Here is a 20,001-nt window from a genome sequence, read left to right on the forward strand (position 1 = left end):
GCCCAACAAATTCAGCCAGGCTTAAATCCTGTAGGAGGGTGCTTGCCTCGCGATCTTTTAAGATCAAAAGATCGCGAGGCAAGCTCGCTCCTACACAGGTTTGTCAATGTTGCGAGTGCGCTTGCCCTTGCTGGATCGCCCACTGCACCACTTGCGGCATCAGCGTGTCGGCTGCTTGGCCAAAGCCTGCGACAACCTGCGGCACCATCGGATTGCTCAGCGGTTGGCGTGCTTCAAAACGCTTGGAGCTGATGATGCGCTGGTCGCTGCTGCGCACCAGTCGGGCGTTGTATTGCACCAGCACTTCCGGGCTTTTGCCGTTGTAGTGCGTCTGGAACGCCAACAACTCGCCCCCTAATTCGTAATCGGACTGCAAGTTGCTGTCATCGGTGCTCAGCGCCTGTACCCGGCCGTCTTGCAAGAAGGCGTCCAGCAGGCGATTGCGCAGCAATGCCGGGGCCGGGTCGCTCCAGCGTGCGCCCTTGTAGTTGCTGATCAGGTTGCCCTCGGGCACCACGGCGATGTTCTGGCTGTTCAGCGTGTTGCTGGCCATCGGTTTTTCAAGGCGCAGCGACCACTTCACCGGGGCGCCCTGGCTGGCCGCAATCGGCGTTTGCGCATCGGGCAGGCGATACACGTCCACCACTTCGGGCTTGGGGAAAATCGAGCAAGCGCTGAGCAGGCTCAGGCTGGCGGCCAGGAAGAGGGAGCCTGCCAGGCGATAAGGTCGGATCATGGGGTGAATTCCTTGTTCTGCTCGCGGCCCAGCAAGTAACCGCTCGGGTTGGCTTCCAGACGCCGCGAAATGCCCCGCAGCGTGTTCAGCGTCTCGCGCAACTCATTGACCGCCGGGCCCAACTGATTAAGCCCTTGCAGCCCGCTGTTGAGCGAGGCTTCGTTGTTGTTGATCAGCGTGTTGATGGTCGCCGTGCTCTGCTCCAGCGAGTGCATGGCCTGCTCGGCGCTGGTGAACACTTGCTTGCCCTGGCTGTTGAGCAAGCCGTTGGCGTTGCGCATCAGCGCCGTGGTTTGCTCCAGCGTGGCCGAGGCTTGCTTGCCCACTTGCGACAGTTGCTTGAGGGTCTGCGCGATGTCGTTGCGCTGGTCAGCAATGGCGCTGGTGGTTTGCTCAAAGTTCGACAGGGTCTTGGCCACGCTGTCGACGTTCTCATGGGAGAACAGCCGGTTGGCGTTGTGCAGCAGGATGTTGATGTTGGCCAGCATGTCGTTGCCATCGGTCAGCAGCCGGGCAATCGGCGAGGGCGAGGCCACGATCACCGGCAATTTGCCGTCTTTGCCTTTGAGCATCGGGCTGCCCGGATCACCGCCGCTGAGCTGGATGATCGAGGTGCCGGTCACGCCGGTCAGTGCCAGTTTGGCCTTGGTGTCGACTTTAACTGGCGTGCCAGCGGCCAGACGAATGCGCGCCAGTACGCGACGCGGATCTTTGTCGTCCAGACGCAGTTCAATCACGTCACCGACCTTGATCCCGTTGTATTGCACCGAGCTGCCTTTGGACAAGCCGCTGACGGCCTCGTTGAACACCACTTCGTAGTCCGTGAACGTGTTGTCTATGCTCGACTTCGCCAGCCACAGGCCAAACAGCATGGCGCCTGCGACGACCAACACGCTGAACAGGCCGATCAATACATGATGGGCGCGGGTTTCCATGTCAATGCTCCTTACGCTGGGTTGCCGCTTCGTACGCGGCGCGGCCACGAGGGCCATGGAAATACTCATGAATCCAAGGGTCGTCGAAGTTTTCGACTTCGGCGATTGGCGCGGCGACCAAGACCCGTTTTTGCGACAACACCGCCACCCGGTCCGTGATGGTGTACAGCGTGTCGAGGTCGTGGGTGACCAGAAACACACTCAAACCCAGCGCATCGCGCAGGGTAAGAATCAATTGGTCGAACGCCGCCGCGCCAATCGGGTCGAGCCCGGCCGTAGGTTCGTCAAGAAACAGGATGTCCGGGTCCAGCGCCAAGGCACGGGCCAGGGCGGCGCGCTTGATCATCCCGCCAGACAGCGCCGAAGGGTACTTGTCGGCAGCCGACAGCGGCAGCCCGGCCAAGGCCAGCTTGACCAGCGCCAGATGCTCGGCGTCGGGGCGGCTCAGCCCGGCGTGTTCGATCAAGGGCATGGCGATGTTTTCGGTGACCGTCAGCGACGAAAACAGCGCGCCTTGCTGAAACAGCACACCAAAGCGTCGCTCAATCAACGAGCGCTGGGCTTCGGGCAGGCTCAGCAGGTCTTGGCCGAAGACCCGCACTTCGCCCTCTGTGGGGCGGCGCAGGCCGACAATGCTGCGCAACAGCACCGATTTGCCCGTGCCGGAGCCGCCGACCACTCCGAGAATTTCGCCTTTGTACACATCCAGATCGAGGTGCTCGTGCACGGTTTGAGTGCCAAACCGATTGCACAGGTCGCGCACTTCGATCACCGCCTCGCGGGGCGTCTTCGTTGGCGTACTCACCAGCCCATCTCCATAAAGAACAGCGCGGCCACGGCGTCGAGCAGGATCACGATAAAGATCGACTGCACCACGCTGGAGGTGGTGTGCGCACCCACCGACTCGGCGCTGCCGCTGACTTTAAAGCCCTCAAGGCAGCCGACGGCGGCAATCAAAAACGCAAAGAACGGCGCCTTGACCATGCCCACCAAAAAGTTTTTAACACCGATGTCGGAGTGCAGCATCGAAATAAACATGTCCGGCGAGATGCCCAGCGACACCACGCACACCACCGCGCCGCCCAAAATCCCGGCCATCATGGCCAGAAAGGTCAGCATCGGCAGGGCGATCAGCAGCGCCAGCACCCGTGGCACCACCAAAAGGTCCATGGGGTCCAGGCCCAGCGTGCGGATCGCATCGATCTCTTCGTTGGCCTTCATCGAGCCAATTTGCGCGGTAAAAGAACTGGCCGTCCGGCCCGCCAGCAGGATGGCGGTCAGCAGTACGCCAAACTCGCGCAGAAATGAAAACGCCACCAGGTCGACGGTGTAGATCCCGGCGCCAAAATTGGCCAGCACCGTGGCCCCCAAAAACGCCACCACGGCGCCCACCATAAAGGTCAGCAGCGCCACAATCGGCGTGGCGTTGAGGCCGATCTGTTCGATCTGCGCCACCACCGGCGTGACCCGCCATTGCTTGGGACGCAACAAGTTGCGGGCAAGGCTTTGCAGAATGACCCCGATAAACCCCAGCAACTGCAAGGTGTCTTGCCAGAGCTTGTAGACCGCGCTGCCGATGCGGCTCAGCAGCAAAAGGCCGATGTTGATTTCGACCGCTTTAACCGGTACGCAAAAGTCACGCATCGAGGAATACACGGTTTGCAGCAGGGCGCGGTCGGCCTCGGGGAGTTTGGTGGCGCTGTCGGCCAGTTGGCTGACGCGCTCGGCGCCCAGCAACTCAACCAGCAGCGACGCGCCTGCAGTGTCCAGGCGGGACACGTCGTCGAGGTCAATGTGGGTACTGGCGTCGTATTTGCCCGCGAGCTGTTCAGTCAGCTTTTTCAGCCGGGCATAATTGGCCAGCGTCCATTGGCCACTGATTATCAGCCGCGCAGGATTACTTGACGTGTCTAGTTGGGCATCGCCCGCCATGGCAGTAATAGTCGTAGGCTCCATGCTCAGTACGCTTAAACGCAGACCTTATGTAATAGCACACTCTTGTAAAAGTGTTTCAGTTTGCCTGTACATCGGTGGGCGTGGATTGATCTGTGTCGGTGACTTTGAAGCGCAGCACACCAATCATCTGTCCGTCTTCGGTCAACACTTTGACCTGCCAGCGCCCGACCGGGTTGGGCGGGAAGTTCATTTTATGGGTCCAGGCCCGGTAGCCTTCCTTGCGTCCGCCGTGAATATCCAGGGCGATACGGTCCACCTCTTGGCCGTTGAGCAGCCACACGTGGTAGATCCGTTCGTTGAGACCACGGGGTGCATTGATCGAGGTGTAGGCATACAAACCCTGGCTGCGCAGCTGGCTGACGCTGATCTGCTCAATGCTCTCGCCGGGCGTGCGGCTCTGGACTTGCGTCGTGACCGCGACTTCGGTCATCCACAGCGTCGCGGGCGGCACCCACGAGCGTAGCAGCCAGCCCGTCGCCCCCAGCGCGATGACGATCAGCGGCAGCACCAGCCAGCCACGCCAGGTTTTTAGCGGCAAGCTGACCGCCATGCTGGGGATGGAAAGCAGCACGGCCGCACCCAGCGCCAACTTGTAGCTTTCGGCGGTAGTCAGGTTGAGGATGATCGGCAATGCAGTCAGCAACGCCGCGAACAGCGCCAGCGTGTGCATGCCCAGGTACAACCAGCGCCGTGGTGCCAGCCATTTGTAGTACAGCGGGTCGGTGATGGTCACCAGCGCGGCGGCGCCCAGCAGGCCGGTAAACACCAGTTGGCCGCTGTTCCAGGTGGTGGTGATGAAAAAGAACGGCAGGACGAAAAACAGGCTTTCCTGATGGATCATCTGCGTTGCATAGCGCAGCAAAGGCGGGGGGATTTCTCGTTTAAAGACGCGGGCAAACCATTGGGTCAGGGTGTTTTCCAGCATCAGCCAGACCCAGCTCACCACCAGGATCACCGCGATCCAGCGGGCCATGCCTTGCTGGCGGTCCACCAGAATAAAACTGCCCACACCCGAGCAAAAACCGAACAGCGCAATCAGCCCTGGGTAACGCTTCATCAACTCCAGGACGCGCTGTACGTAGTGGTTCCAGTTTGGCATTAGGTGATTCACATTCTGCGTAGGAAAAATCCACAACAGAATAACGGTTTAGCGCCCTTGGCGTCCGGGGGATTGCGCCTTTTAAAACTGTAGCCGCTGTCGAGGTACGAGGCTGCGATGGGTTGCGAAGCGACCCCAAAGGGCGGTCCTGCGGCCCGCATCGCAGCCTCGTGCCTCGTCAGCGGCTACAAGGTTTGCGTGTTGTCTCAGCGAACGGTGCTTTCGAAGCGGCTGGCGCCCGGCAGTTCCAGCACCAGCTCATCGCCCACGTTCAGCGGGCCAACACCCACCGGGGTGCCGGTCATGATCACGTCGCCCGCTTGCAGCGAGAAGCACCCGGCCATGTACTGAATCATCGGCACAATCGGGTTGAGCATCAGGGCGCTGTTGCCGTCCTGGCGTACTTCGCCGTTGATGGTCAGGCGGATGCCAATGTCAGCCACGTCCTCGAACGTGCAGCTCGGTACGAACGGTGCGAGCACGCAGGCACCATCGAACGACTTGGCGACTTCCCACGGCAGGCCTTTAGCCTTGAGCTCCGATTGCTTGTCGCGCAGGGTCAGGTCCAGGCCCGGCGCGAAGCCCGAGATCGCGTCCAGCACTTCTTCGGCGCTTGGGTTGTTGGACAACGGCTTGCCGATCAACACCGCAATTTCGGCTTCGTAATGCACCGAACCGCGATCGTGCGGGATGGCAAACCCGCCTTCGGTCGGCACTACACAACTGCCGGGCTTGATAAACAAGAGCGGCTCAGTCGGGATCGGGTTATCCAGCTCTTTGGCGTGCTCGGCATAGTTACGGCCGATGCACACGACTTTGCCGATAGGAAAGTGAATCCGGGTACCGTCGACGTATTGGTGCTGATAGCTCATGGATCGACTCCGCTGGGGGTTAGTTAAACCGCAAAAATCTTGCCTGGGTTCATGATGCCGTTCGGGTCGAACACGGCCTTGAGGGCTTTCATGTACTCGATCTCAACCGGCGAGCGGCTGTAGGTCAAGTAATCACGTTTGGTCATGCCCACGCCGTGTTCTGCCGAGATCGAGCCGTTGTACTTCTCGACCGTTTCAAAGACCCATTTGTTGACCGTCGCGCACTTGGCAAAGAACTCGTCCTTGCTCAGGTTCTCGGGCTTGAGAATGTTCAAGTGCAGGTTGCCGTCGCCGATGTGGCCGAACCAGACAATCTCGAAGTCCGGGTAGTATTCGCCGACGATGGCGTCAATTTCTTTCAAGAAGGCCGGTACTTTCGACACGGTGACCGAAATGTCGTTTTTGTACGGCGTCCAGTGCGAAATGGTCTCGGAGATGTACTCACGCAGCTTCCACAGGTTGTGCAGCTGGGTTTCGCTCTGGCTCATCACGCCGTCCAGTACCCAGCCTTGCTCGACGCAGTGCTCGAAGGTTTCCAGCGCGGTGTTGGCCACTTCTTCAGTGGTCGCTTCAAATTCCAGCAGCGCGTAGAACGGGCATTCGGTGTCAAACGGCGAAGGTACGTCGCCACGGGCCATGACTTTGGCCAATGCCTTGTCAGAGAAGAACTCAAAAGCCGTCAGATCCAGTTTGCTCTGGAAGGCATGCAGCACCGGCATGATGGCGTCGAAGTCGGCGGTGCCCAGCACCATGGCGGTCAGGTTTTTCGGTGCCCGGTCCAGGCGCATGGTGGCTTCGACCACAAAGCCCAACGTGCCTTCGGCGCCGATAAACAACTGGCGCATGTCATAGCCGGTGGCGTTTTTGATCAGGTCTTTGTTCAGTTCCAGCACGTCGCCCTTGCCCGTCACGACTTTCATGCCCGCCACCCAGTTGCGGGTCATGCCGTAACGAATCACCTTGATCCCGCCGGCATTGGTGCCGATATTGCCGCCAATCTGGCTGGAACCGGCCGAGGCGAAGTCCACCGGGTAGTACAGGCCGTTTTCTTCGGCCAGGTTTTGCAGGGCCTTAGTGACCACGCCCGGCTGGCAAACCGCTGTGCGGTCAGTCAGGTTGAGATCGAGCACCTGGTTCATGTAATCGAAAGACACCACCACTTCGCCATTCGCCGCAACGGCCGCTGCCGACAAGCCAGTACGCCCGCCCGATGGCACCAGCGCGACCTTGTGGGTGTTGGCCCAACGCACGATGGCCTGGACCTGTTCGATGGTTTTCGGAAAGACGATCGCGGTGGGCGCTGGAGCGAAATGCTTGGTCCAGTCCTTGCCGTAAGCATTAAGGGAATCAGCATCGGTGAGAACCTTGCCAGGCTCTACCAGGGTCTTCAGCTCTTCAATTACGGCAGGATGGGTCATCAACAGAACTCTCGAACAATTCATGGTCATCCTGAGTACGCTTCACGTCGCAGGAATGGGTGTTTAGCGGGGCGCTTATGCTAGCATACGACCCCCCCGTCGAATCGAGCCGTAGGACGATTCACGGTGCCGGTCTTCACGCCGGCCAGGCCAGCTCAGGCTGTCCATTCCCTGCCATTTTTTCTCTGGGACACAGGTTTACGCAGATGAGCAAGACTTCTCTCGATAAGAGCAAGATCAAGTTCCTTCTTTTAGAAGGCGTCCACCAATCCGCTGTTGAAGTACTGAAGTCTGCTGGTTACACCAGTATCGAGTACATCACCAGTTCCTTGCCTGAAGCCCTGCTGAAGGAAAAGATCGCTGATGCCCATTTCATCGGCATCCGTTCCCGTACTCAGCTGACCGAAGAAGTGTTCGACTGCGCCAAGAAACTGGTGGCTGTTGGTTGTTTCTGCATCGGCACCAACCAAGTCGATCTCAACGCTGCTCGCGAACGCGGTATCGCTGTATTCAACGCCCCTTACTCCAACACCCGTTCGGTGGCCGAGTTGGTGCTGGCTGAAGCGATCCTGTTGCTGCGCGGCATCCCTGAGAAAAACGCTTCCTGCCACCGTGGTGGCTGGATCAAAAGCGCGGCCAACTCCTTCGAAATTCGTGGCAAAAAGCTCGGTATCGTTGGTTATGGTTCGATTGGTACTCAGCTGTCGGTACTGGCTGAAGGCCTGGGCATGCAAGTGTTCTTCTACGACACCGTGACCAAGCTGCCATTGGGCAACGCCACTCAGGTCGGCAACCTGCACGAACTGTTGGGCATGTCCGACATCGTGACCCTGCACGTGCCTGAAACCCCGGCTACCCAGTGGATGATCGGCGAGAAAGAAATCCGCGCCATCAAAAAGGGCGGCATTTTGATCAACGCCGCACGTGGCACCGTGGTTGAGCTGGACGCCCTGGCTGACGCGATCAAGGACAAGCACCTGATCGGCGCCGCTATCGACGTGTTCCCGGTTGAGCCGCGTTCCAACGACGACGTGTTCGAAAGCCCGCTGCGTGGCCTGGATAACGTGATCCTGACCCCGCACATCGGTGGTTCCACCGCTGAAGCCCAAGCCAACATTGGCCTGGAAGTGGCAGAAAAACTGGTCAAGTACAGCGACAACGGTACGTCCGTATCGTCTGTCAACTTCCCGGAAGTGGCCCTGCCGGCTCACCCTGGCAAGCACCGTTTGCTGCACATCCACGAAAACATCCCGGGTGTGATGAGCGAGATCAACAAGGTCTTCGCCGAAAACGGTATCAACATCTCCGGCCAGTTCCTGCAAACCAACGAAAAAGTGGGTTATGTGGTGATCGACGTCGACGCCGAGTCCTCGGACCTGGCGCAAGAGAAACTGCAAAGCATCAACGGCACCATCCGTTGCCGCGTGCTGTTCTAAATCGCGCGCAATAAAAAGGGAGACCCTCGGGTCTCCCTTTTTTTTGACTGCTGTCCTTACTTCACATTCACCGTGATTTTCTTCGACACGATCACCGGGTCGAAGGCTTGGTGGCCGGTGTCGCCCAGCTCCAGCTGCAGGGTGTGTTTGCCTGGGGCCAGGGTCAGTTGGGTTTCAGTCTGCGCTTTACCGAAATGCAGGTGGTGTTCGTCAGTCGGGATCACCTGGCCCGGTGCAATCGGCTGGTCTACATCGACCAGCAAGTGGTGATGGCCAGAGTGTGGAGCCGGATCGCCAGCAGGTTTGAGGTCGATGCCTTCAATGCCGAACTTTACGGTGAAGGTTTTATCCACCGTGGCGCCATCCGCCGGGGAGATAATCGACACTTTTGCGCCCTCAGGCGCGGGAGTGGCAGCCAGGGCCAGAACCGAAGCGCCCATCAACACAGAAGCCAACGCAACACGAGACAGTAGAGCTTTCATTTGTATCTCCGGTTTTTGAAAAAATCGTCGGGCATGCACAACTTTGAGCAGATCCGCTGTCCAACGCCGCAGTTGACCAACATAAAGCAAAGCGAGCGCTCATTGCGAATCGCTTTCATTAAATTCAAAGGAGTGACCATGCGTTTTTTGCCAGGCCTGATGCTTTTATTGCCATTGGCGAGTCCTTTTGCTCACGCAGAACTGATGGACGACGTAAACGATCGTGGTGAATTGCGCATCGCACTTGAGGGTAACCAGGCCCCATACAGCTTCCAGCAGGATGGCCACTTAACCGGCTTTGACGTCGAGCTGGGCGAAATGCTGGCCCGGGAGCTGGAGGTCAATTCCTCGCTCTTGGTCACAGACAGTGATGACCTGCTTTCGGGGGTCGAGAGCGGCAAGTACGACGTGGCCATCAACCACATTGCTATGACTCCTGAACTTCAGGATCGGTTCGATTTCAGCGAACCTTATTTAGCCTCGCCCGAGGTGGCGATCCCTTTTCAGAAAGACAACCCGGCGTTCCAGGGCAGCCTGGACAAAGCCTTGCAGCGCATCAAGGCGGATGGCCGTCTGGCGGCGTTGTCCGAAAAATGGCTGGCCAATGACGCCACTGATCCCCAGGCTTCAGATCAATAACCCCAGGCGCTGCGCATGAGTGCCCGGGGCCATGGTGTATGCCCGCGTCCTTAGTCGCGCAACGCCTTCACCTCTGCAGGTTTCACCTCGTCGCCTTTATTGCCCCAACTGGTACGAATGAAATTGACCACATCGGCTACTTCCTGATCCGACAGCCTCCAGTCGAAACCCGGCATGGTAAAGGTTGAGGGCGCGGAGTGCGTGGCCGGCAAGGTGCCGCCTTTAAGCACAATGTGAATCAGCGAAGTCGGGTCATCTGATTGCAACACCGGGTTACCCGCCAATGCCGGGAACACACGGGTGTAGCCATGCCCGTCGGTGCGATGGCAGGCCGCACAGTTGTCGATGTACACCGCCGCACCGCGCATGCTGTCGTTACCGTTCCATAAGGCATCGGGCACTGTCGGGTCATATTTATGGGGTCTGTCTGCCGAGTCGACCGCAGGCAATGTCTTCAAGTAGCGAGCGATAGCGGTCAGGTCGGCATCAGACATGTACTGCATGCTGTGTACGATCACGTCGCTCATACCGCCGAATACCGCGCTGCGATCACTGCGGCCGGTCTTGAGAAACTGCACCAGTTGTTCTTCGCTCCAGCTGCCCAGGCCGTCCTTGTGGTCGCCGCGCAGGTTCTTCGCGATCCAGCCTTCCAGCGGCGCACTGCCCGACAGAAACGTGCTGCCCTCTGTCGCGCTCAAGGCTTTTTCCTGCATGGTCAGCGCCCGTGGGGTATGGCATGCACCGCAATGTCCTAGACCTTCCACCAGATACGCCCCGCGACTCACCACCGGATTTTGCCCAGGGGCAGGGGTGAAGTCGGCCACTGCAGGGGCAAAGCTCCAGCGCCACATAGCCAATGGCCAACGCATGCTTAACGGCCAGGGAATATCGACCGCCCGGTTCTCGGCAGCGACCGGCTTAACGCCCTGCATGAAGTAGGCATACAGCGCTTGCATGTCGGCCTGGTTGACCCGCGCGTAAGACGGGTAAGGCATCGCCGGGTACAACGTGCTGCCGTTTTTGGCGATGCCATGGCGCACGGCGTTGTCGAAATCGTCAAAGCTGTAGGCGCCGATGCCGCTCGGGTCGGGAGTGATGTTGGTCGAGTAAATCGTACCGATCGGGGTTTCCATGGGCAGGCCGCCAGCGAAAGGCTTGCCACCTTTGGCCGTATGACACGCCACACAGTCTCCGGCTCGCGCCAGGTATTCACCGTGTTTGATCAAGGCTGCCTGATCGACCTCAGCAACCAGCGCCGAAAAACTGCCCAGCAGGGCCAAGGTCGCGATAACAACTGTTTTCATGGTCATCGCTCCTTATGCCTGAACCAGCGGGCCGGGGTTTTTCAGGTACTGTTCGCGAATCGCCCGGGCCGACCAGTAGGTCAGCGCGGCCACAAGACCGGTCGGGTTGTAACCCAGCCCCTGCGGGAACGCCGAAGCGCCCGGTACAAACACGTTGTGTACGTCCCACGATTGCAGGTAACGGTTCAGCGCACTGGTTTTCGGGTCAGTGCCCATGATCGCGCCGCCGTTCAGGTGAGTGGTCTGGTAGGACGCAGTGTTGAAGTGCTCACCCACTTTTTTACCGAGCAGGGCGATGGCTTTGGGGTTCATCGCCTCGGCGATCTTGCCCATTTTCTCCATCATGAAACGGTTCATTTTGATGTCGTTTTCTTGCCAGTCGAAGGTCATCCGCAAAAGAGGCTGGCCGTAGGCATCGCGATAAACCGGGTCTAGATCGAGATAGTTACCACGGTAGGATTGATGCGCGCCGTGCGCGTCCATTGATACCTGGTGGGTGTAGTAATCGGCGGTGGCTTTTTTCCAGGCACTGCCCCAAGCCGGTGTGCCAGGCGGGTTGGACGTGCCGGCAATGGGCCGGCTGCCGGCCTGGTTGACCCACATCGGCGAGCCACCCACAAAGCCATGTGGCCCGTGGTCAAAGTTATCGGCGTTGAAATCATCAATGGCCACGCCATTACCGCCTGCGCCGATAAAGTTGTTGGTGTGCACCTCTTTATCGAAGTAGGCCTTGATGGTGCCCATGTTCTGGTACGCGAAGTTTTTGCCGACCACCCCTTCGCCGGTTTTCGGGTCGTACGGTTTACCGATGCCCGAGAGCAGCATCAAGCGAACGTTGTGGAACTGGAAAGCGCCCAGAATGACCAGGTCTGCCGGTTGTTCGATTTCACGGCCCAGCGCGTCGATGTAAGTAACGCCCGTGGCTTTGCTCTTGGTGCTGTCCAGGTTGACCCGAATCACATGGGCGTCAGGGCGCAACTCAAAGTTGGGCAGCGGCTTGAGCGCGGGCAAAATGTTCACGTTTGGCGAGGCTTTGGAGTACATGTAGCAGACATAACCACTGCAGAAACCGCAGAAGTTGCACGGCCCCATTTGTGCGCCATACGGGTTGGTATAAGGCCCTGATGTATTGGCCGACGGCAGGTTATACGGCTTGTAGCCCACCTCAGTGGCCGCTTTCTGGAAGAGCTGGGCCGACACCGTGTTCTTTTGCGATACCAGCGGAAAGTGGTCGGAACGATCCGCCGCATACGGGTTGCCACCCCGGCCTTCGCCCACAATGCGGCCGTTCACGGTCCAGGCCTGGCCCGAGGTGCCGAACACTTTTTCGGCGTAATCGAAGAACGGCTCCAGTTCTTCATAACTGACGCCGAAGTCCTGGATGGTCATGTCCTTGGGGATAAAGTTTTTGCCGTAGCGTTCTTCGTAGTGGCTGCGCATGCGCAGTTCAATCGGGTCAACCCGAAAATGTACCCCCGACCAGTGCAACCCGGCGCCGCCCACACCGTTGCCAGGCAAAAACGCCCCCAACTGGCGATTCGGCAAGGCCACATCATTGACACTGTGGCGAATGGTCACGGTTTCTTTCGATACATCCTGAAAGAGCTTTTTGCGCACGCTGTACGTCAGTTCGTCGATGACCTGAGGGTAGTTACCGTCCGGGTAGGTGTCCTGCATCGGGCCGCGTTCAAGGGCCACAACGTTTAGACCCGCTTCGGTTAACTCTTTGGCCATGATCGCGCCGGTCCAGCCGAAACCAACGATGACGGCATCAACTTTTTTCATAACGGTCGACATGCTCAGGCCCTCTCGCCGCGAATGGAAACTGCCGGGAAGGGGTACTGCTCGTTGCGTTCGACCCAGTCCATAAAGTCAGCGCGAGCGCCGGGGAAGCCGATCATGGTCCAGCCGACCATGCCCTTGTTGCCGCCGTGAATGGGGTCGCAAAAGAAGCCTTCCTTAGTGTTTTGCAGCAGAAAACTGAAAAACATCTTGGCCGGGACGTTCTCGAAGTGGGGCGTTCCGGCCTCCAGCTGTTTGAGCACTTCGTCTCGGGTAGCGCTGTCTAGCCCAGCAAATGTTGAGTTATAGGTGGTTTTGCACAGTGCCTCCGTGGCAGCGATGCCCAGGCGGTAGATCTGTTTGGGCACAAGCTTGCTCTGCCAGCCCATCTCGGCTGGCGCATCGGTATTGAACGGCCCCTGCATGAACCACAAGGCACCGCTGGCGTACGGTGTGTGCATTTGCCGGTCTATGTATTCCGGGACGCCAGCTTCCAGAGCGCCAGGGCCTTGCTCGTCGGCGGGGATCAGGCGTGCTACCGCAGCGTTCAGAAATGCCCACTCCTGGGCCGTGAAATACGTCGGCTCATAAGGTGTGGCAGGGGAAGACGTGCGCCCCACAGGTTCAGGTGTGGCTGTGGCGCCCGCAGCGGGTGTCGCCATTAGCACAGAACCGCCGAGGCCGGTGCTTGCCACAGTGACCACCGGAATCAGCGTTAGGGTTTTGCGCAAAAACTCACGCCGCGGGTTGTCTTGTTCAGACATGGGAGGGGCACCTCTTCAGACATTCACGGGTAGCAGTTGCTCAGTGGCAACTTTCATTTTGGCAGCGACAAGCGTCGCAGATGAGCTTAAAAAATAGGTATCAGCAATTAATAGTTACAAATACTAGCAGGTAAGGGGCGCGGCTGAATCGATTCATGCGTAATTTTGCCGCACCTCAGCGCTGCAACAGCGCTGGCTAATCACGAATTTTTGACAAGTGGCTCACACAGTTTTTATCAGGCCTGTCTCACTCTAGCGCCACCTCCTTATCCTTTAGTCGAAGTGGTTGCGCTGACATGCCCAAAGCCCGGTTTGCTCCTGCCCTGTGCCTGACATTATTGGCGGCGTTTACGCTGCCCCAGGCGATGGCCGATGATTTTGCCGTGGCGCGCCCGCCCCAGTGGGCGCAGCCGGTTGATGCGCAATACAACCTGTACCAAATGTCCCCCACGCTGTACCGCAGCGCCTTGCCGGATGACCAGGCCCAGCCGTTGCTGGAAAAACTGCACATCGGCACCGTGATCAACTTTTTGCCCGAAGCCGACAGCAGCTGGTTAAAAACCCCGGGGGTTGAACAAGTCCAATTGCCGTACCGCACCAATCATGTCGATGACGCCGATGTGCTGGCCGCCTTGCGCGCCATCCAGACGGCTCAGGCCCATGGCCCGGTATTGATGCACTGCAAACATGGTGTCGACCGCACAGGCTTGATGGCAGCGATGTACCGCGTGGTGGTGCAAGACTGGAGCAAAGAAGACGCCCTCAAAGAAATGACTCAAGGTGGTTTTGGCGAAAACTCGCACTTCAAGGATGGCGAGAAATACATGATGCAAGCCAATATCCCGAAACTGCGTCAAGCCCTGGCCAGCGGCGCGTGCAGCACCAGCCCGTTCGCCTCTTGTGTGGTCAAGAACTGGCTCAGCCCCAAGGTTTAAGGGTTATTGGCCTTGGCTAAAGGCCCGGCCCACTGGCGCAGCGCCGCTTTGCGCTGCAACGGTGGGAGCTTGCCCAACTGTTCAACCTCCTTGTAAAACACCGCCCAGTCACCGCCGGTTTGCTTGAACAACGCCGCAAAGGCCGGCACCCATTGGTCATACAACCCGAACGGCAGCAGCTTGGCGTTGTTCATCGGGGCATTGATCCACGCGTCGTAGCGGTTGTTGCCCGCCCATTGCTGGTCGCGAAGCGCACGGTATTCACGGCGCATGCGCTCAAACTCCGCGGCTTTGCGCTGGCGCATCTCAGCCGCTGGCAACGTTTGCGTGTACAGCTGCTGCAGGCGCTGGCGCGTGCTCAGAACCAAGGCAATAAACGCTTCGCGCTGCTGCAAACCCTTGGTGTGTGCTGCTGGCAGCCCTTGGTAGGCGCGCCATTGGCGCGTGCCTTCCTGCTCGACAAAGCTGGCAAATGACTCGTTGAACTCAGTGTCGTCCTTCACATAAAAACGCTGATGCGCCAGCTCGTGAAAAATCAGCGTGGCCAGTCGCTCATCGCCCCAGTGCAGCATGCTGTTAAGGATCGGGTCATCAAACCAGCCCAAGGTCGAGTACGCTTCAACCCCACTGACCCACACATCCATACCTTGCTCGCGCTTGAGCGCGGCATCCCCACGAGCGGCACCCTGTGAGTAATACCCCCGGTAGGCCACGCACCCGGCCACCGGGAAGCAATAGGTCACCGGGTCGAGCGAAAACTCCGCTGTCGCGAACACATTCCACACCACATACGGTCGCTGGATATCGGCGTACAGGCGATAACTCTGGTTGTCAGGCAGCTTTAAATGTTCGCTGGCAAAGGTCCGGGCCGCTTGGGACCGGGCCAGATGCTGGCGCAGCACAGGGTCACGCTGAGGGTCGGCCACTACCTTGGCCACCGGCTCGCGGGCCTGCAACACGTGCCATTGGCCGGTGAGCAATTGCGCGTAGTAACCCGTACTGGAGCAACCGTATAAAAAAGGTAGAAAGGCGAGGGCAAGCAGGCAGCGAAAAGTCAGGGGCATGGTGCGGTCCAGTGGGCGACAAGTGCTCATCCAGCACACCCTATGTGACGCGTGTGAAAAAGCACAGCACCCTGTGAGAGCGGTCTGGCGCTATGCTGATGCATCACATCCTGATGGACACTCCCATGCGCACGTTTTTGCTCTTGCTCACGGCCAGCCTGCTCAGCGCCTGTGCCAGCACGCCTCTGCCGCCACACGATCCGAACATGGCCTGGGTCGACCTGGAAACCCAAACCGGCAAGCTGATCATGGCCGAGCGTCTGGATAACCAGCGCCTGAACGACGGGCGTTATTTTCAGGTAACTCCCGGCAACCACGAGCTGATGGTGCGCTTTGACTACGAAGTGTTTATCGGCGGGATGGGCATGTTCAGCGAGCCGCAAGAGCGGCTGTGTTACCTCTCCGTCAACTACGCGGATTTCCAGCCCGGCCAACGCTACCGGTTGCAGGCACGCTCACTGGGCTTTAACGCTTACGCGCGGTTGTACAACGCCGAAGGCAAGGTGCTGGCCGAGGAGCGGCTGGTGAACTGCCTGCCTTAGTCCGTCAGTTATCGTTTTTCTGATAGATGATCTTCTTCGTGCCGTTTTCGCACGAACCTACCACCATGTTCTGATCGTGTACTTCGTCATTGGTCACGATCTCGAGCGTGTAAGACGACACGTTATTGGCCTGAATCTTGGCTTCGATTTCAGCCTTCAACTCGTCGCAAGGCTTGGGCGCGGCCCATACCGAGGTGGCCAGGGCACAACTGATTACCGCTAAAGCAAAACGTTTCATGATGAGACTCCCTTCTTGCAGAACGCACAGTAATGGTCAGACGCAATCGGCGGCTATTCGATCACATTCGGCGGTGTCTGCGAACTGTCCGGGCAAACGCCGCCCCCACTGCGTTGCAGACGGGGCGTACGTTGGGTCTATCGATCAGGCCTGCAGCGTGGCGTCGAGGGTGATTTTGGCGTTCAGCACCTTGGACACCGGGCAGCCTTCTTTGGCTTTTTTGGTCAGCTCATCGAATTGCTGTTGGGTCGCGCCCGGTATTTTGGCCTTGAGGATCAAGTGCACCGCTGTAATCGCAAACCCGCCGTCGACTTGATCCAGGGTGACTTCAGCCTTGGTGTCGATGCTCTCGGCCTTAAGCCCGGCATCGCCCAAAATCATCGACAGGGCCATGGAAAAGCAGCCGGCATGGGCGGCGCCGATCAGTTCTTCAGGGTTGGTGCCCTTGCCACCTTCAAAGCGGGCCTTGAAGCCATACGGTGCGTCGCGCAACACGCCCGTCTCGGTAGAGATGGAGCCGATGCCGGTTTTAAGGTCGCCTGCCCAGTGTGCCGATGCAGTCTTTTTAATACTCATACGTGCCTCCTGAAGAACGGCGTGAAGGTTTCACGCCTTGACTGGAGTTGTGAGGGGTATCGGGTCAACAAAGTTCATCCTGTCGGACAAATCGCATTTTTTCGTGGCTCAAATGATGAATGCCATTGAAACTCGGGTATATGCCCATATTGCTGTCATCACTGGCGGGTTTATGCGAGTGCCTGAACCTGCCCCTCACTTGGAGTAGCCAGCTGATGAAACGATTGTCTGATGTCAAATTCTCGACCCTCGACCTGGTGCCTGTGCGCGAAAACGGTAGCGCCGCCCAGTCGTTGCACAACTCGCTGGATTTGGCCCAACACGTAGAAAAGTTTGGCTACAACCGTTTTTGGGTAGCCGAACACCACAACATGGACGGCATCGCCAGCTCGGCGACCTCGGTGCTGATCGGTTATCTGGCCGGTGGCACCTCGACCATTCGCGTCGGTTCGGGCGGGGTGATGCTGCCCAACCACGCGCCGCTGGTTATTGCTGAGCAGTTCGGCACGCTCGAAAGCCTTTACCCTGGCCGCATCGACCTGGGCCTGGGTCGTGCGCCGGGCTCCGACCAAATGACCGCCCGCGCCCTGCGCCGTGAGCGTTCCGGCAGCGCGGACGACTTCCCTGAAGACGTCGCCGAGCTGATGCGCTACCTGGGCCCACGCACCCCGGACCAGCGAGTGATCGCCATGCCGGGCACCGGCACCAACGTGCCGGTGTGGCTGCTGGGGTCGAGCCTGTTCAGTGCGCAGCTGGCTGGTGAGCGTGGCTTGCCCTACGCCTTCGCCTCACATTTCGCACCGCGTTTGATGCACGAAGCGATTCGCGTCTACCGCAACCACTTCAAGCCTTCGGCGGTGCTCGACAAGCCGTACGTGATGTTGGGTGTGCCGTTAGTCGCGGCCGATACCGATGAGCAGGCTGAATACCTGTCCACCTCCGTGCTGCAACGTATTTTGGCCTTGATGCGTGGGCAGAGCCTGGTACAGCGCGCGCCGGTGAAAACCATGGACGGGCTGTGGCTACCCCACGAGAAAGAAGCAGTGATGAGCTTTTTGGGCCTGGCGATGGTCGGCAGCCCCGAGAAAATCCGCGCCAAACTGCAAGTGCTGGTCGAACAGACCCAGGCGGATGAACTGATCTTTACCTGTGACCTGTACGAGCATGCAGACCGTATTCATTCCTACGAACTGCTGTCGCAAGTCATGAAAGGGGCCTAAACCGCTTCTGTAGGAGCGAGCTTGTCTCGCGATCTTTTGATCATTGAAAAGATCGCGAGCAAGCCCGCTCCCACAGAATCAGCCGCGCTTGTAAACGATATCTTTGGTGCCGCCTTCACACGAGCCCACGACTTTTCCGTCAGAGGCAGTGCCCTTGTCGACCACTTCCAGCGAATAGTGCGGGACGCCATTAGCATCAATCTTCGCAGCAATTTCGCTCTTCAGTTCTTCACAAGGCTTGCCCGCTGCGAAAGCAGTGCCCGCCAGACTCAGTAAAGCTACAGCCACTAAAATCTTTTTCATCGGTCAGTTCCCCAGATCAAAACAAAATGGGTGCGACACGACTGCTCATGTCGCACCCAGAGGGTTTAGCGGACTTTGTGGCAAACGGCCAGTTTGTTGGCTAAAAGTCTGACGCAGGTCAGCTGCTGGCGATCCGGAAACCGACCTTCAGCGTCACCTGATAGTGCGCCACCTTGCCGTCCTTGATATGCCCGCGCGTGTCCAGCACCTCAAACCATTCCAGGTGTTTGATGGTTTTGTTGGCTTCGGCCAGTGCATGACTGATGGCGTCTTCTATGCTGCTTGGGGACGAGCCTACCAGTTCGATTTTCTTGTAGGTGTGATGGTCAGACATAACGTTCTCCTTTGTCGTCAATCAAAGCCTAGCAGCGAATCTGCTGAATACTTCGTGGGCCGTTCGCAAGGAAAAGTTCAGGTTTTTTGCACTTTCTGAAAACGGCGCAGTCGGACTAAACACGCACCCTCACTCACAAATGCAGGAGAGCCCTAATGGCTAGCAATACTTCACGTAAAGCGTCATTGCAAAGCATGGAAGCCGAGATCGAGAGCCTGCTCAAGTCTCTGGAGAGCTTCAAGCACGACGCGTCTGACGAGTCCAAGAAGACCCTTGGCGCCCTCAAAAGCAATGCCGAGAACGCGCTGAAACATTCGCGTCACCTGCTCAGCGACGCGTATGAAGAAGTGAAAGACAAAACCCGCGAAACCGCCATCGCCACCCGTGAATACGCACAAGAGCATCCGTATGCCACCGCCGGTGTTGCGCTGGGTGCATTGGGCCTGCTGGCGGCTTTTCTGCTCTGCAAACGTAACTAATCTTGCGCTAGCTCAGCCTTGAGCCATTGCGCCAGTTGCCGAGCGCGCCCATCTGCGGCGCGCTTGGGCACCCACAACGCCAGCTGCGCCGGGGTTTGAGTAAAGCCCCACGGCGCAGCCAGGCGCCCGGCCCGCACGTCCTCCGCCACTAACGGCTCGGGGGCAATCGCCACACCCAGGCCCGCTACTGCGGCCTCGAGCAAGTAGTACAAGTGCTCAAACCCTTGCCCGTAATTTAACGCCTTCGCATCGATCGCCTGTTGCTGTGCCCAGCTGGGCCACGCCTGTGGTCGCGACGTGGTGTGCAGCAGCGGTTCATCCAGCAGGGCGCTGGCCGGTGCCTGACACAGTTGCGGGTAATGCGCGTAATGCGGGCTCAGCACCGGGCCGATGCGCTCACTGGCCAATTCGTACACCTGCATGTCGGCGGGCCATGGCGGCTCGGCAAACACCAGCCACGCGTCCAGCCCGGAGCGGCGCGGGTCCAGATCGCCCTCACCGGCCGACAGGTGCAAACGCAAATCCGGCAAGTCGGCTTTTAAACGGCCCAGACGCGGGATAAACCAGCGCGCCAGCAAGCTGCCCGAACAGCCCAGCACAAACGGCGCGTCGACATGGCTTTGCGTGAGTTCAGTGCATACATTGCGCAAGCGGTCGAAGGCTTCGCTGCTGGCATCGCGCAGGCGGATCCCGGCGTCCGTAAGCTTCAGGCCGCGGCCTTCCTTCACAAACAGGCTGACCCCCAAGTGTTCTTCAAGCACTTTGATTTGCCGACTAACGGCACCGTGGGTGACGTTAAGCTGCTCGGCCGCCTGGCTGACGCTGTTCAGGCGGGCGGTGGCTTCGAACGCGCGCAGAGCGTTCAGGGGCGGGAGGTCGCGGCTCAT

General features: G+C 58.8%; 23 protein-coding genes. 6 read left to right on the forward strand and 17 right to left on the reverse strand.

Annotated features, from left to right (window positions below):
- Positions 1–103 precede the first annotated feature (103 nt).
- The 7 genes from QMX84_RS13855 to QMX84_RS13885 form a co-directional block, all read right to left on the reverse strand.
- Positions 104–736, reverse strand: coding sequence for an ABC-type transport auxiliary lipoprotein family protein (locus tag QMX84_RS13855; protein WP_153331247.1), 633 nt, complete (start codon positions 734–736; stop codon positions 104–106).
- Positions 733–1,671, reverse strand: coding sequence for an MlaD family protein (locus QMX84_RS13860; RefSeq protein WP_262125294.1), 939 nt, complete (start codon positions 1,669–1,671; stop codon positions 733–735). Before QMX84_RS13860 ends, QMX84_RS13855 begins: the two co-directional genes overlap by 4 nt.
- Position 1,672: 1 nt before the next feature.
- The gene (locus QMX84_RS13865; protein ID WP_048371183.1) at positions 1,673–2,476 is read right to left on the reverse strand and encodes an ABC transporter ATP-binding protein; all 804 of its coding nucleotides are present in this window, start codon (positions 2,474–2,476) and stop codon (positions 1,673–1,675) included.
- Entirely contained in the window at positions 2,473–3,603 is a 1,131-nt protein-coding gene (locus QMX84_RS13870; RefSeq protein ID WP_153390078.1) for an MlaE family lipid ABC transporter permease subunit, read from the reverse strand. The genes QMX84_RS13865 and QMX84_RS13870 overlap by 4 nt, the downstream gene beginning before the upstream one ends.
- Positions 3,604–3,682: 79 nt before the next feature.
- Positions 3,683–4,726 carry a DUF2914 domain-containing protein gene (locus QMX84_RS13875; protein ID WP_262125296.1) on the reverse strand — a complete coding sequence of 348 codons (1,044 nt, stop codon included), beginning with the start codon at positions 4,724–4,726 and terminating at the stop codon, positions 3,683–3,685.
- Between the two features lie 206 nt (positions 4,727–4,932).
- Entirely contained in the window at positions 4,933–5,598 is a 666-nt protein-coding gene (locus QMX84_RS13880) for a fumarylacetoacetate hydrolase family protein (protein ID WP_282364047.1), read from the reverse strand.
- Positions 5,599–5,621: 23 nt separating this feature from the next.
- Positions 5,622–7,016, reverse strand: a complete 1,395-nt coding sequence (locus tag QMX84_RS13885) for an FAD-binding oxidoreductase (protein ID WP_123750734.1) — start codon at positions 7,014–7,016, stop codon at positions 5,622–5,624.
- A gap of 206 nt (positions 7,017–7,222) precedes the next feature.
- On the opposite strand from QMX84_RS13885, the gene serA reads away from it, so the two are divergent.
- Entirely contained in the window at positions 7,223–8,452 is a 1,230-nt protein-coding gene (gene serA, locus QMX84_RS13890) for a phosphoglycerate dehydrogenase (protein WP_048371173.1), read from the forward strand.
- 56 nt (positions 8,453–8,508) lie between these two features.
- On the opposite strand, the gene QMX84_RS13895 is transcribed toward serA, so the two are convergent.
- A complete protein-coding gene (locus QMX84_RS13895; protein ID WP_282364048.1) occupies positions 8,509–8,934 on the reverse strand; it encodes a DUF4399 domain-containing protein in 426 nt (141 codons plus the stop codon).
- Positions 8,935–9,072: 138 nt separating this feature from the next.
- On the opposite strand from QMX84_RS13895, the gene QMX84_RS13900 reads away from it, so the two are divergent.
- Positions 9,073–9,573 carry a transporter substrate-binding domain-containing protein gene (locus QMX84_RS13900; protein WP_262125300.1) on the forward strand — a complete coding sequence of 167 codons (501 nt, stop codon included), beginning with the start codon at positions 9,073–9,075 and terminating at the stop codon, positions 9,571–9,573.
- 50 nt (positions 9,574–9,623) lie between these two features.
- On the opposite strand, the gene QMX84_RS13905 is transcribed toward QMX84_RS13900, so the two are convergent.
- Genes QMX84_RS13905 through QMX84_RS13915 form a run of 3 tightly spaced genes read right to left on the reverse strand, consistent with a single transcriptional unit; the run spans position 9,624 to position 13,423 of the window.
- Positions 9,624–10,877, reverse strand: a complete 1,254-nt coding sequence (locus QMX84_RS13905; protein ID WP_282364049.1) for a cytochrome c — start codon at positions 10,875–10,877, stop codon at positions 9,624–9,626.
- A 12-nt stretch (positions 10,878–10,889) separates the two neighbouring features.
- Positions 10,890–12,674 carry a GMC family oxidoreductase gene (locus QMX84_RS13910; protein WP_048371167.1) on the reverse strand — a complete coding sequence of 595 codons (1,785 nt, stop codon included), beginning with the start codon at positions 12,672–12,674 and terminating at the stop codon, positions 10,890–10,892.
- A 2-nt stretch (positions 12,675–12,676) separates the two neighbouring features.
- A complete protein-coding gene (locus QMX84_RS13915) occupies positions 12,677–13,423 on the reverse strand; it encodes a gluconate 2-dehydrogenase subunit 3 family protein (protein ID WP_123750736.1) in 747 nt (248 codons plus the stop codon).
- Between the two features lie 296 nt (positions 13,424–13,719).
- Here QMX84_RS13915 and QMX84_RS13920 point away from each other — a divergent pair, with 296 nt between their 5' ends.
- A complete protein-coding gene (locus tag QMX84_RS13920; RefSeq protein WP_153372500.1) occupies positions 13,720–14,358 on the forward strand; it encodes a dual specificity protein phosphatase family protein in 639 nt (212 codons plus the stop codon).
- Here QMX84_RS13920 and QMX84_RS13925 read toward each other — a convergent pair.
- On the reverse strand, positions 14,355–15,422 hold the full coding sequence (locus QMX84_RS13925) for an aminopeptidase (protein ID WP_282364050.1): 1,068 nt from the start codon (positions 15,420–15,422) through the stop codon (positions 14,355–14,357). The two genes, QMX84_RS13920 and QMX84_RS13925, sit on opposite strands and share 4 nt — an antisense overlap.
- A 125-nt stretch (positions 15,423–15,547) precedes the next feature.
- Between QMX84_RS13925 and QMX84_RS13930 the strand changes: the two genes are divergently transcribed.
- Positions 15,548–15,964, forward strand: coding sequence for a hypothetical protein (locus QMX84_RS13930; RefSeq protein ID WP_262125303.1), 417 nt, complete (start codon positions 15,548–15,550; stop codon positions 15,962–15,964).
- A 4-nt stretch (positions 15,965–15,968) separates the two neighbouring features.
- Here QMX84_RS13930 and QMX84_RS13935 read toward each other — a convergent pair whose 3' ends face one another.
- Together QMX84_RS13935 and QMX84_RS13940 are read right to left on the reverse strand one after the other, a co-directional pair.
- A complete protein-coding gene (locus QMX84_RS13935; RefSeq protein WP_048371159.1) occupies positions 15,969–16,202 on the reverse strand; it encodes a DUF1161 domain-containing protein in 234 nt (77 codons plus the stop codon).
- Positions 16,203–16,346: 144 nt separating this feature from the next.
- On the reverse strand, positions 16,347–16,778 hold the full coding sequence (locus tag QMX84_RS13940) for an OsmC family protein (protein ID WP_262125305.1): 432 nt from the start codon (positions 16,776–16,778) through the stop codon (positions 16,347–16,349).
- Between the two features lie 215 nt (positions 16,779–16,993).
- Between QMX84_RS13940 and QMX84_RS13945 the strand changes: the two genes are divergently transcribed.
- Positions 16,994–17,998: an LLM class flavin-dependent oxidoreductase gene (locus QMX84_RS13945; protein ID WP_048389157.1), complete on the forward strand. Its 1,005-nt coding sequence runs from the start codon at positions 16,994–16,996 to the stop codon at positions 17,996–17,998.
- A gap of 78 nt (positions 17,999–18,076) precedes the next feature.
- Here the strand turns inward: QMX84_RS13945 and QMX84_RS13950 are convergent, their stop codons facing one another.
- The gene (locus QMX84_RS13950; RefSeq protein ID WP_048371153.1) at positions 18,077–18,301 is read right to left on the reverse strand and encodes a DUF1161 domain-containing protein; all 225 of its coding nucleotides are present in this window, start codon (positions 18,299–18,301) and stop codon (positions 18,077–18,079) included.
- A 118-nt stretch (positions 18,302–18,419) separates the two neighbouring features.
- Positions 18,420–18,635: a dodecin gene (locus QMX84_RS13955; RefSeq protein WP_048371152.1), complete on the reverse strand. Its 216-nt coding sequence runs from the start codon at positions 18,633–18,635 to the stop codon at positions 18,420–18,422.
- Between the two features lie 155 nt (positions 18,636–18,790).
- Here QMX84_RS13955 and QMX84_RS13960 point away from each other — a divergent pair, with 155 nt between their 5' ends.
- Positions 18,791–19,114 (forward strand): DUF883 family protein, encoded by a 324-nt coding sequence (locus QMX84_RS13960; RefSeq protein ID WP_048371150.1) that lies wholly within the window; start codon positions 18,791–18,793, stop codon positions 19,112–19,114.
- Here the strand turns inward: QMX84_RS13960 and QMX84_RS13965 are convergent.
- Positions 19,111–20,001, reverse strand: a complete 891-nt coding sequence (locus QMX84_RS13965; protein ID WP_048389163.1) for a LysR family transcriptional regulator — start codon at positions 19,999–20,001, stop codon at positions 19,111–19,113. The genes QMX84_RS13960 and QMX84_RS13965 overlap by 4 nt on opposite strands.

It is taken from the genome of Pseudomonas sp. PS01297 (assembly GCF_029959305.1).
Lineage (GTDB): Bacteria > Pseudomonadota > Gammaproteobacteria > Pseudomonadales > Pseudomonadaceae > Aquipseudomonas > Aquipseudomonas helleri.

Coding starts and splice junctions, on each gene's coding strand:
- QMX84_RS13855 (WP_153331247.1), bottom strand. CDS start 736: ATGATCCGACCTTATCGCCTGGCAGGCTCCCTCTTCCTGGCCGCCAGC.
- QMX84_RS13860 (WP_262125294.1), bottom strand. CDS start 1,671: ATGGAAACCCGCGCCCATCATGTATTGATCGGCCTGTTCAGCGTGTTG.
- QMX84_RS13870 (WP_153390078.1), bottom strand. CDS start 3,603: ATGGCGGGCGATGCCCAACTAGACACGTCAAGTAATCCTGCGCGGCTG.
- QMX84_RS13875 (WP_262125296.1), bottom strand. CDS start 4,726: ATGCCAAACTGGAACCACTACGTACAGCGCGTCCTGGAGTTGATGAAG.
- QMX84_RS13880 (WP_282364047.1), bottom strand. CDS start 5,598: ATGAGCTATCAGCACCAATACGTCGACGGTACCCGGATTCACTTTCCT.
- QMX84_RS13885 (WP_123750734.1), bottom strand. CDS start 7,016: ATGACCCATCCTGCCGTAATTGAAGAGCTGAAGACCCTGGTAGAGCCT.
- serA (WP_048371173.1), top strand. CDS start 7,223: ATGAGCAAGACTTCTCTCGATAAGAGCAAGATCAAGTTCCTTCTTTTA.
- QMX84_RS13895 (WP_282364048.1), bottom strand. CDS start 8,934: ATGAAAGCTCTACTGTCTCGTGTTGCGTTGGCTTCTGTGTTGATGGGC.
- QMX84_RS13900 (WP_262125300.1), top strand. CDS start 9,073: ATGCGTTTTTTGCCAGGCCTGATGCTTTTATTGCCATTGGCGAGTCCT.
- QMX84_RS13905 (WP_282364049.1), bottom strand. CDS start 10,877: ATGAAAACAGTTGTTATCGCGACCTTGGCCCTGCTGGGCAGTTTTTCG.
- QMX84_RS13910 (WP_048371167.1), bottom strand. CDS start 12,674: ATGTCGACCGTTATGAAAAAAGTTGATGCCGTCATCGTTGGTTTCGGC.
- QMX84_RS13915 (WP_123750736.1), bottom strand. CDS start 13,423: ATGTCTGAACAAGACAACCCGCGGCGTGAGTTTTTGCGCAAAACCCTA.
- QMX84_RS13920 (WP_153372500.1), top strand. CDS start 13,720: ATGCCCAAAGCCCGGTTTGCTCCTGCCCTGTGCCTGACATTATTGGCG.
- QMX84_RS13925 (WP_282364050.1), bottom strand. CDS start 15,422: ATGCCCCTGACTTTTCGCTGCCTGCTTGCCCTCGCCTTTCTACCTTTT.
- QMX84_RS13930 (WP_262125303.1), top strand. CDS start 15,548: ATGCGCACGTTTTTGCTCTTGCTCACGGCCAGCCTGCTCAGCGCCTGT.
- QMX84_RS13935 (WP_048371159.1), bottom strand. CDS start 16,202: ATGAAACGTTTTGCTTTAGCGGTAATCAGTTGTGCCCTGGCCACCTCG.
- QMX84_RS13940 (WP_262125305.1), bottom strand. CDS start 16,778: ATGAGTATTAAAAAGACTGCATCGGCACACTGGGCAGGCGACCTTAAA.
- QMX84_RS13945 (WP_048389157.1), top strand. CDS start 16,994: ATGAAACGATTGTCTGATGTCAAATTCTCGACCCTCGACCTGGTGCCT.
- QMX84_RS13950 (WP_048371153.1), bottom strand. CDS start 18,301: ATGAAAAAGATTTTAGTGGCTGTAGCTTTACTGAGTCTGGCGGGCACT.
- QMX84_RS13955 (WP_048371152.1), bottom strand. CDS start 18,635: ATGTCTGACCATCACACCTACAAGAAAATCGAACTGGTAGGCTCGTCC.
- QMX84_RS13960 (WP_048371150.1), top strand. CDS start 18,791: ATGGCTAGCAATACTTCACGTAAAGCGTCATTGCAAAGCATGGAAGCC.
- QMX84_RS13965 (WP_048389163.1), bottom strand. CDS start 20,001: ATGAGCCGCGACCTCCCGCCCCTGAACGCTCTGCGCGCGTTCGAAGCC.